The organism is Pseudomonas sp. P7548 (assembly GCF_013386585.1).
Lineage (GTDB): Bacteria > Pseudomonadota > Gammaproteobacteria > Pseudomonadales > Pseudomonadaceae > Aquipseudomonas.
This window is the reverse complement of the sequence record NZ_JACARO010000247.1, coordinates 1-331: the sequence shown is the minus strand read 5'-3', so window position 1 is coordinate 331 and position 331 is coordinate 1. Positions and strand designations below refer to the sequence as shown.

The 331-nt window shown below is 52.6% G+C and carries 1 pseudogene; it reads left to right on the top strand.

What is annotated here, in order from left to right:
• Nucleotides 1-70: 70 nt before the first annotated feature.
• A pseudogene (locus HX803_RS32525) lies at nt 71-331 on the top strand (hypothetical protein); the annotation flags it as partial.

Sequence of the window (331 nt, the reverse complement as noted above, 5' to 3'; positions counted from 1 at the left end):
CTCAAACCTGGATCACTGACCCGATCCGGTATGCGCAAATTATGATGAATCTGTGGAGAGCGTCAGACGAATGAGCATTCAGCTAGTCCTTTCTCATTACCTCTCAGGGCTGCGCGAACGTGACGAGCTGGATGCGCTTCTTCCAGATCTGCTCCTCGCCATGGGGCACTCAGTGCTGAGTCGTGCTCAGGTCGGTGTCAACCAAGGCGGTGTCGATGTTCTATCTACACAAGTAAACGCCGATGGAGAGACCGAAGCGTTTCTATTCGTGATCAAGTTTGGCAATGTAAACCGCAATGACTTCTACAGTGGGCAGCAGGCGATCCATCCC